At 66.0% G+C, this 9,027-nt stretch carries 10 protein-coding genes; 5 read left to right on the forward strand and 5 right to left on the reverse strand.

What is annotated here, in order from left to right; translation table 11 throughout:
- Positions 1-47: 47 nt before the first annotated feature.
- On the reverse strand, positions 48-878 hold the full coding sequence (locus ACWFQ8_RS31290) for an alpha/beta fold hydrolase (protein WP_453789673.1): 831 nt from the start codon (positions 876-878) through the stop codon (positions 48-50).
- A gap of 75 nt (positions 879-953) precedes the next feature.
- Between ACWFQ8_RS31290 and ACWFQ8_RS31295 the strand changes: the two genes are divergently transcribed.
- The 3 genes from ACWFQ8_RS31295 (at position 954) to ACWFQ8_RS31305 (ending at position 3,736) form a co-directional block, all read left to right on the forward strand.
- A complete protein-coding gene (locus tag ACWFQ8_RS31295) occupies positions 954-1,550 on the forward strand; it encodes a sigma-70 family RNA polymerase sigma factor (RefSeq protein WP_453789662.1) in 597 nt (198 codons plus the stop codon).
- Between the two features lie 157 nt (positions 1,551-1,707).
- A complete protein-coding gene (locus tag ACWFQ8_RS31300; protein ID WP_453789663.1) occupies positions 1,708-2,670 on the forward strand; it encodes a recombinase family protein in 963 nt (320 codons plus the stop codon).
- Between the two features lie 316 nt (positions 2,671-2,986).
- Positions 2,987-3,736 (forward strand): transposase, encoded by a 750-nt coding sequence (locus ACWFQ8_RS31305; RefSeq protein WP_453789664.1) that lies wholly within the window; start codon positions 2,987-2,989, stop codon positions 3,734-3,736.
- Between the two features lie 79 nt (positions 3,737-3,815).
- On the opposite strand, the gene ACWFQ8_RS31310 is transcribed toward ACWFQ8_RS31305, so the two are convergent.
- Complete coding sequence (locus ACWFQ8_RS31310; protein ID WP_453789665.1) at positions 3,816-4,532, reverse strand: hypothetical protein; 717 nt, start codon at positions 4,530-4,532, stop codon at positions 3,816-3,818.
- Between the two features lie 219 nt (positions 4,533-4,751).
- Positions 4,752-5,108 carry a hypothetical protein gene (locus ACWFQ8_RS31315; RefSeq protein ID WP_453789666.1) on the reverse strand — a complete coding sequence of 119 codons (357 nt, stop codon included), beginning with the start codon at positions 5,106-5,108 and terminating at the stop codon, positions 4,752-4,754.
- Positions 5,109-5,499: 391 nt separating this feature from the next.
- Between ACWFQ8_RS31315 and ACWFQ8_RS31320 the strand changes: the two genes are divergently transcribed.
- Both ACWFQ8_RS31320 and ACWFQ8_RS31325 read left to right on the forward strand, forming a co-directional pair.
- Positions 5,500-6,330 (forward strand): hypothetical protein, encoded by an 831-nt coding sequence (locus ACWFQ8_RS31320; protein WP_453789667.1) that lies wholly within the window; start codon positions 5,500-5,502, stop codon positions 6,328-6,330.
- A gap of 210 nt (positions 6,331-6,540) precedes the next feature.
- Positions 6,541-7,662, forward strand: coding sequence for an IS630 family transposase (locus ACWFQ8_RS31325; protein ID WP_453789668.1), 1,122 nt, complete (start codon positions 6,541-6,543; stop codon positions 7,660-7,662).
- Positions 7,663-7,726: 64 nt separating this feature from the next.
- Here ACWFQ8_RS31325 and ACWFQ8_RS31330 read toward each other — a convergent pair whose 3' ends face one another.
- Complete coding sequence (locus ACWFQ8_RS31330; protein WP_453789669.1) at positions 7,727-8,158, reverse strand: ankyrin repeat domain-containing protein; 432 nt, start codon at positions 8,156-8,158, stop codon at positions 7,727-7,729.
- 39 nt (positions 8,159-8,197) lie between these two features.
- Positions 8,198-9,016, reverse strand: coding sequence for an IS5 family transposase (locus tag ACWFQ8_RS31335; RefSeq protein WP_453789674.1), 819 nt, complete (start codon positions 9,014-9,016; stop codon positions 8,198-8,200).
- Between the last annotated feature and the right edge of the window lie 11 nt (positions 9,017-9,027).

Raw genomic sequence — 9,027 nt, forward strand, 5'->3', positions numbered from 1 at the left:
GTTGGAGCCATTCGCCTCCAGGTCAGACTTCAGGGGCGTGAGCCAGGTCATCTGCGGAGGAATGCCGCCATGGTCGCCACGAACCAGTCGGCGTCGTCGAGCCACGGATAGTGGCCTGCTCCCGGCTGCACCGCGAGCGTGGCGTCAGGGAACGCTTCCGCGAACTCGGCCGCGGCCACAGGCGGACTGTTCAAATCGAACTCTCCAGTGAGCAGCAGAACGGGAGCCTCGCAGGAGGCGAGCGCCGCACGCGTGCTCTTCGGGCTGAAGGCGCCCTCGGCCGCGAAGAGAGCGACAGCTTCCTGGTTGCTCGGCTGGCTGGCTGCGTGGTGCTTCTGTGCCGTGGCGTCCCACCGGCCCCAGAAGAAGGGGGCGACGGTTTCCCAGTCGCTGCCCGTGCCCTCGGTGATCGCTTGCAGGGCGGCGAACGCTGTCGGGAACCACGGCTCGTTCTTCCGGAGCTGCGCGAGCTCGCGCCGAGTCTCTCCCGTGATCGCTACGTCGACAGCTCGGGGGCTGGGGCCGATGAGGGCGAGCTTGCTGACTTTCTCCGGGTGCCGGGCCGCGTATTGCGTCGCAATGTTCGTGCCGGCGGAGTGGCCGAGCAGGTCTATCCGCGGAAGGCCGAGGTGCTCGCGCAGCGCCTCGACATCGTCGACCAGGCGATCGCAGCGGTAGGAGGAGGTGTCCCTTGGAATCGCGGACCGGCCGGTGCCCCGAAGGTCCAGGACGATCAGCTGGCGGTATGTGGACAGGCCGCCGAGGTCGCCGAGGTAGACGGAGTCCGTAGGGCCTCCTGGGATGCAGACGACTGGGTCGCCATCACCGATCACGCGGTATGAGAGCTGGGTTCCGTCAGGCGTGGGGAAGGTAGGCATGAGGCGGATCCTGTCAGTCATAACCTGGTAGTACAACCAGGTTATGAGAGAGGTGTTCTGGTGTATAACCGGGTGGTGGCAGGCGAAGAGAGCACGCAACGGATCCCCGGGACACTGACCGAGGAACAAGCCGAGCAGATACTCGCCGGCATGAACGAGGTCATCCGTGCGGGCGAGGAGATGCGCAAGCTGCGCGCCGAAATGATCAAGGTGTTTGCAGGCTTCGGCTGGACGCAGGAACGCATCGCGCAGCTCACTGACATGAGCCAGCCCGCCGTCTCCAAACAGATGGCGAAGCACAAAACCGATGAGCTACGGACCCCGATGGAGGTGTCCCTCGATCAGCGCGACATCCCCTGGCTCGAAGGGCGACTCTGGGGCCTCGCTGAGGAGATCTCTGAGGCTCTCGACGAAACCGCGCACTGTACCCGCTACGTCAACGCGCTCACCCGGGGGAAGAAGCGTTTCACGCCCCAGAATATTGACGAGTTGCGGCGTCTCGTCGAGGAGGACCTGAGGCTGCGCCGGGCAGAGCTGTCCGGCGGTTACCAGGCCGCGTACGACGAGATCAGCCGCGGCCTTGACCTTCCCTCAAAGGTCACGACCACCGCATCAGCATCGGTACGCCGCTCTATCGCTCACCAGATCCAGCGCGATCTACTCAGGGGTTGACGCGTTAAGCCGTTCTCATAAACGAACCTTTCCCGGAGCAAGATCGAGAACAGTCGGCGGGAGCGGTCCGGGTCGCGGATTCACTGTCACAACTCGTTCTCACTCAAGAGTGAAGTCAGGCATGTTCTCGGAATGGTTTGTGACAGCATCTGGGGTCATGACGGACCCTCAAACCGCACTCGCGTCCGAAGCGGACGACGTTGAGCGTCACCCCTGCCCGCGCTGTCACGCGTCGTCAGGTTCACCCTGCCGCTCACGTTCCGGGGCGGTCGCCGGGACTTATCACACCGGCCGCTTCACGAAGGTGCCCCGGCTCGCGAAACTCCTGCGCGTCCCCACCCCCGCCGACCGCGGCCAGCCGTGGCGGCCCGGCACCCCGGCGCCCGCGCCTATCGACCCGGACACCCCGACCGCGGACATCCGCATCGGGTACGCGAGGTGCTCCAGCCTCACCCAGGAACTCCAGTCGCAGCTCGACGCGCTCGCCGGACACGGCATCCCCCGGGACAAGATCTTCTCCGAGAAGATCAGCACCCGGGTGCGGGTGCGCCCGCAGTTCGAGGCCGCGCTCGCCGCCGCGCGAGAGATCAAGGCGCACGCCCCGCACTGCCGGGTGATCTTCACCGTGAACGAGATGAAGCGCCTGGGGCGGGATGCCGCCGAGCTGACTGCCCTGGCCGATCACCTCACCGCTCACGGCCTGGTGCTGGAAATGCTCGCCGGCCCCCTCCAGGGGATGTACGACCCCAGCGGGCCGGGACGCCTGCTGTTTGGGTTCTTCGCGGCGATGGCGGAGACCGAGCGGGAGAACATCCGCGAATCCACCCTCGAAGGGTTGGACGCCGCGGCCCGCAAGGGCAACCACGGCGGCCGGCCTCCCGTCATCACCGACGACATGCTCCACACCGTGCTACGACGCCGCGCGAACGGCGAGACCGTCGAGCGGATTCAGCCCGACCTGCTCATCCCCACCGGTCGCCGCAAGGGCCCCAGCCCCAGCCTCTCCAGCATCTACCGGGCACTCGCCGAGCACGAGAAAACCCGCGCATACCCGGAAGCCGTTGAGGCGGCCCACGCCGACTTCGCAGCCCTCCATCAGCGCGACCACAGTCCCGCGTAGAGGCTCAGCCTTCACGCCCGAGATCATCTCGTGGCGGCTTTTGGGCTCACCTTGGCTGGACCCCTTGCCGTTGGCGTACAGGTTGTGTGAGGCCATGTGACGCAGGCGTCGACACCCTCGTCTCAGCGGCTTCTTCGCCCCGAAGCAACTCGGGTGAGCGCTCCGCCCTTGAACTGATGCATCCCTCACTGAGCCTTTTCAGGGCGGCCACTGAACGGGTGACGGTGCTGTTGGGGCCGCGGGACCGCAACGCACGAGGCTCCCGTGCCGTTGGAGGAGGTGTTCGAAGTCTCAACCCACCGGCACAGGAGCCTCGTTGGTTCCCTATCCTGCCGCACTCGACCTTCCTCACGCCCTGGTCGAGTGGGTCACGATGCTCATCGTCACCCGTGAGGGTGACCGGCGGTTCAAGCTCCCGCCGCACCAGCATGCGCTGGTCGCCCTGGTGTACTTGCGCCGTCACGACACCCTCGCGCGCATCGCGGTCGGCTTCGGGATATCCGTCGGTACCGCTCACGCATACGTCACGGGCGTCGTCGGTCTGCTCGCCGACCGTGCTCCGGGACTGCTGAAGGTCTTGCGGGAGAGCGACCCGGACTTCGTGCTGCTGGACGGGACCCTCGCCGAGTGCGACCGGACCGGCGATGGCCGCGGCGACTACTCGGCCAAGCACCGCCGCCACGGGGTGAACGTCCAGGTCGTCACCGACCCCACCGGCAAGGTGCTGTGGATCTCGCCCGCGCTGCCGGGCCGCACCCATGACCTGACCGCGGCCCGCGACCACCGGATCATCCGGATCTGCGAGCGACAGGGCGTTCCCGTCCTGGCCGACCGCGCCTACCAGGGCGCGGGCCCCTGGGTCACCACCGGGCTCAAACGACCACCCGGCGGCGAACTCACCCCCACACAGCGCACCGTCAACCGCGCACTGGCCCATGCACGAGCTCCCGTCGAACGCGGGATGGCACGGCTGAAGTCCTGGCAGATCTTCCGCAAAGCCCGCATCAGCCCCAACCGCATGACCGTCATGACCAAGGCCGTCCTCACCCTGGAGAGGCAACGCTGAAAAGGCTCACTGCTGTGACCGTTCGCGGGCGTCCGCCTTGTTCGCCGCTGTGCGTCGACATTGTTACGCAGTTAGTTAACTACTTTCCACCATGCACTTTCAACGCGCTCCGCACGGATGGATTTTTGCAGTTCTTCGAGCCTTTGAAATCTTCGTTTGGAGAAGTGCGCAAGGTGAATCTTTCCATCGAGATTTTTAGAATTTTTCCGTCGTCGGTGCAGTAGAGAACGAAAGAGCGATCGTAATTGCCGAGGTAGGTAAAGCCTGCGACCGGGATTGCCGTGTCTTCCTCGGTTACGGCGACGATCTCGGTCACAGGCTGGGCGCGAATGTCCACCATCAGCAGGGAGTTCCATAGCCGCAGGGGTCGGACTGCCTCCCCCGCTTCGGCGTCAATGCTTTTATCGTGGACCTTGAGGCCGCAGCAAATACCAAAAATACTCAAGGTAGCGAGAAGCAAAGCGGCGTGCACCCAATGGAGGGGGCGTTTGTAGAACGGCTGCTCCGGATCGACTTCCTTCCCCTTCCGATTTCGGATGCAGGGAGCGATCATATTAGCGACCCAAACTGCCGCTGACAAGATTGTGGCGATGAGCAAAATGGACCCCCAAGAGTGCAGGAGGGTATCCGTGTATGACATTCCTAGATCGGTTGCAGACAAGCCGAATTGACGGTAAAAGATGTCGTACATTGCGGCCAAGACGGCGAAGCAGAGCAGGCCCGAGAATGCAAGGAATGCCGCGAAATATTTCACAACGGGATGTGCATCCCCGTTACGGGGCTTACGTTCTGGCATGCCAGAGTCATACCCGAGGCCGCGCGAGCTTCCCCCCGCTAACTAAAGCGTCACCTATGCGAATGAAACGGACTACTCTGATTGTGCTGCATCGGTGGGGCTCCTCCCTATGGGAGCGCCGGTTGCCACGGGTTTGGAGAAGTGTGGCCGGAACTGCCGGTATGACTGGAAGCAGGCAGCGCCGCTGATCCTGGCCCACAGATGGCCCATACGCACTGGTCAGCTATGGGATACGGGCGAGAAAAGGTGAGACAGGCTGCACGCAGAAGAGGTGCCCCGTTGCCGGGGGCACCCCATCGGCTTCCCCTCACCGCGCTCCTGGTCGTACACGTACAGGTGGTGCTGGCCGTCGGCCCAGTCCCGCAGCAGTTGGCGCGCTTCGTCGGGGCTGATGCCGAGCGCGGCGGCAACCTCGGCCCAGGCGGCACCCAGGGTCAGCGCCTCGTGCAGGCGGCTTCCCCGCCCGGCCTCGACGTCGCGCCGGATCGACTCGCGCAGCGCGAGTACGGCCAGGGCGTCGTCCGCAGTGCCGCGCTGGACGGCGTGCGGAAAGTCGGCGGGCAGCACGTTGTTCATGAGGCGGTCGGCGTGTTCCCCGGTCTTCTCGGCCCCGGAATCCCAGCTCGGACACCACGGGACAACTGACCGGCCAGTAGCTAGGGCGTGACGCGCCATGGCTGTCGGACGCCGGCCTGCGGAAACGACCCCAGGGCCCGGGAATCCCCGAGCCGTCACTGGGTGCAGGACCTGGAGTCAATCCCTCCCCTGCCTGAGGGGGCGCGGCTGTTGACACGACGGTGGGGTTGCCGCCGTCGCGGGTCAGCCTTTGCGGTAGGTCAGTGCCAGCTGCCGACGGACGGCGGAAGTCCGGCACGCTTTCGGTGGCTGGTTCACGCGGGCACGGCGCGCCCTGGTGTGCGAGCCCGCCTCGAATGCTGCTCTGGTCGGTGACACGACGGGAGGCACGATGCGAGGTCGGCAGGGCGGCGACGAGCCAGCAGAAGATCAGGACAAGCCATTCCTTCACAAGCCGCAGGGAGTGATCTCCGTGGTGGGGGGAGCGCTCGCGATCCTGGTCGCGATTCTGGGCCTGGTGTTCGACTTCTTCCCGGGGTGTAAACCCGAGCCGGATTCGCCGAAGCTGGAACTGTCCAACGTGGACGTCGCCCGGGAGCAGGACATCGCAGCCGACTGGACCCTGGCGGATGAACCGCAACCGACCGTAAACAACTGGACATCCTCACTGCTCTCGATCGCCTTGCGCAACCGCTCCGAGGACAAAGTGCTGGTGACGGAGGCGAAGTTCGAGTTCAGCGCGGTTACGGAGCTCGGCTGCTCCTACGGTGCGGGTGCCTCGGTCCTTAAAGCCCGGTACGACGTCAAGGTCCCCGACGAGAGCACGCCCCCGTTCACGTTGACCCGGCCGTTGAAGTTCGAGGTGCCGCCGCACGACAACGAGCGCATCGGATTCACCGTGGGGCCTGAGACCTTCCCGGACGGTTCCTTGCCGAGGGCGTACACGTTCACCGCCACCCTCTCAGCGGACGACAAGTCCAGCCTGACTACTGACCCTGTGGTCCTGATGAATCCCCAAAGAACGAAGTCAGTGCTTCAGGCGGCAGAGTCGGCCATGCGGTACGGCAAAGGCGCTACGACGCCCGCTTGCGTGAGGGAGCAGGCGCGCAAGGCGCGCGAGATTGTTGAGGGCGCCACCCTGGTCTCCCCCGAGCTGGTGAAGTACAGCGAAGAACTGAACAGGCTGGCGGCCCTGCCCTCTCCCAGCGAACCCAGCCAGTGAGGAAGCACGCGCGGGCCGGTAGCACCCGGTGGGGCCTGCTTTCTGGCCAACAACATGACCCGGGGATTCCCGGGCCCCTGGGGGCGTTTCCGCAGGCCGGCGTCCGACAGCCATGGCGCGTCACGCCCTAGTGCTGTGACCGGGAAGGTTCGCCGGGTTGCTCGTTGTGCTGGTTGGAAATGAGTTCTCCGACCAGCATGGGGAGGCGGGATGGCGCAACCGGTCCGGGTTCGCAGGCTGACCGAGCAGGAGGGGCAGAAACTCCAGCACATCGTCCGGCGGGGCAGTACCAGTTCTGTCCGGTTTCGGCGGGCGATGATGCTGCTCGCTTCGGGCGGCGGCAGCACTGTCCCGGTGATCGCGCGGCTGGTCCAGGCGGACGAGGACACTGTCCGCGACGTGATCCACAAGTTCAACGAGATCGGGCTCGCATGCCTGAACCCTCAGTGGGCGGGCGGCCGTCCCCGCCTACTCGGTCCTGACGACGAGGACTTCGTCGTCCAGACGGCCACCACCCGCCCGACCCAGCTCGGCAAGCCCTTCACCCGCTGGTCGATCCGCAAGCTTGTCGATCACCTGCGGCGCAACATAGCCAGGCCTGTCCGGATCGGCCGAGAGGCACTTCGATGCTTACTGGCCCGCCGTGGGATCACCTTCCAGCCCACGAAGACCTGGAAAGAGTCCCCGGACCGGGACTTCGACGCCAAACTGGCCCGGATCGAGTACGCGATCAACGAGCGGCCGGACCGCACCTTCGCCTTCGATGAGTTCGGGCCGCTGGGAATCCGCCCCACCGCGGGCTCCTGCTGGGCCGAGAAGAGCCACCCCGACCGCCTCCCGGCGACCTACCGCCGAACCCACGGCATCACCTACTTCCACGGCTGCTACTCCGTCGGCGATGACCAGATGTGGGGCGTCAACCGGCGCCGCAAGGGCATCGACCACACCTGGGCCGCCCTGAGAACGATCCGCGCGGCCCGCCCGGACGGCGCCCCGATCTACGTGATCCTTGACAACCTCTCCGCCCACCTGAACTGGAGAATCCGCAGATGGGCGGCCCACAACAAGGTCGAGCTGTGCTTCACCCCGACCTACGCGTCCTGGGCCAACCCGATCGAGGCCCACTTCGGACCGCTACGGCAGTTCACCCTCGCCAACTCCCACCATCCCAACCACACGGTCCAGACCAGAGCCCTGCACGCCTACCTGCGCTGGCGCAACCAGAATGCCCGCCACCCCGACGTCCTCACAGCCCAACGACGTGAACGCGCCCGCATCCGCAGCGAGAAAGGCATCCGCTGGGGCGGCAGACCACTACAACCAGCGGCCTGACCACCAACCCGGCGAACCTTCCCGGTCACAGCACTAGCTGGGGCCCGGATGACGAACGGCGATGCTACGGAGTTCCGACCGGGGTAGCTCCCGCTGCGATGAGCAGATCAGCAGTTTCGGGATGAGGGCCGTGGATCGCCCACTTCAGGGGGGCCCAGCCCGTGCTGTGATCCTCGTGAAGGTTCGGATCAGCGCCGTGCGCCAACAGTTCGCGCACCGTTTCGGTGTGCCCCCAGCATGCGGCCGCGCACAAGGGCGTGCCTTCTGCGCCGTGTCCGCTGCTCTCGGTGTTCGGAGAGGCCCCAGCCGCCAGAAGCAGACGGGCGATCTCGGTTTTCCCGTTCACGGATGCCTCATACAGAGGGGTGGTGCCCTCGCTGTCCGCTCGATCCGGGTCGACTCCAGCCCACAGAAGCGCCTTGACGACGGCAGTGTCACCGCCCCGAATGGCTTCGAAGAGACGTCGGGAGAGCTTTTTGTGCTGCCGCTGGTTCATGGGGGCCGAGGTTAGCTACCGGATACGTGGCGGGGCCAGTCATATCCACTCGTTGATGGCCGCGACCAGCACGTTCGCCAAGTAACGAACGGCAAGCTTGTCGTATCTCGTTGCCACAGCCCGATGCCTCTTCAAGCGGCTGATCCCACACTCCACCGCGTGGCGCTCGCGGTAGTCGGCCTTGTCGAACTTGGGCGGTCGGCCGCCCAGCGAACCGCGCTTCCTACGGTTGCGAACCTGGTCGGCCTTCTCCGGGATGGTGCACCTGATGCCGCGCCGACGGAGATAGGCGCGGTTCGCGCGGGAGCCGTAAGCCTTGTCGGCTCGGACTCTGTCCAGGCGGGTCCGAGGCCGGCCCGGACCTGCGCGGGGGATCCGGATGGCTTCGAGGACAGGCTGGAACTGCGGGCTGTCGTGCCGGTGTCCGGCGGTGATGAGGAGCGCGAGCAGTTTCTGCCCCTGCTCGACGGCCAGGTGCAGCTTGGTTGTCAGCCCGCCGCGGGAGCGTCCGAGGCCATGGTCGTTGGGCTCGGTGTCGATGCCGCCGGGCGGCTCCTTCTGTAGATCCCCTTCCTTCCGGGCCCCAGCGGCGTGCTGGTGGGCGCGGGCGATGGTGGAGTCCACGCTGACGTCCCAAGCGGTCAGGCCCTTCGCGTCGGCCTCGGCCTGTAGTTGCTCGAGGATCCGCTTCCAGGTGCCATCGCGCTGCCAGCGCCGGAACAGGTCGTAGGCCCGGTCCCAGGGCCCGTACCGCTGTGGAACATCCCGCCACGGGGCGTGGTTCGGCGTGGACGAGGCTGACGCCGACGCGGCGTACGAGGCGCTGGCCGACGAGGAGCGATGGCCGGTGTTCCGGATTCCGTTCCGCG

This window comes from Streptomyces sp. NPDC055254 (genome assembly GCF_053606025.1).

Coding starts and splice junctions, on each gene's coding strand:
- ACWFQ8_RS31300 (WP_453789663.1), top strand. CDS start 1,708: ATGACGGACCCTCAAACCGCACTCGCGTCCGAAGCGGACGACGTTGAG.
- ACWFQ8_RS31325 (WP_453789668.1), top strand. CDS start 6,541: ATGGCGCAACCGGTCCGGGTTCGCAGGCTGACCGAGCAGGAGGGGCAG.
- ACWFQ8_RS31310 (WP_453789665.1), bottom strand. CDS start 4,532: ATGCCAGAACGTAAGCCCCGTAACGGGGATGCACATCCCGTTGTGAAA.
- ACWFQ8_RS31320 (WP_453789667.1), top strand. CDS start 5,500: ATGCGAGGTCGGCAGGGCGGCGACGAGCCAGCAGAAGATCAGGACAAG.
- ACWFQ8_RS31330 (WP_453789669.1), bottom strand. CDS start 8,158: ATGAACCAGCGGCAGCACAAAAAGCTCTCCCGACGTCTCTTCGAAGCC.
- ACWFQ8_RS31290 (WP_453789673.1), bottom strand. CDS start 878: ATGCCTACCTTCCCCACGCCTGACGGAACCCAGCTCTCATACCGCGTG.
- ACWFQ8_RS31315 (WP_453789666.1), bottom strand. CDS start 5,108: ATGAACAACGTGCTGCCCGCCGACTTTCCGCACGCCGTCCAGCGCGGC.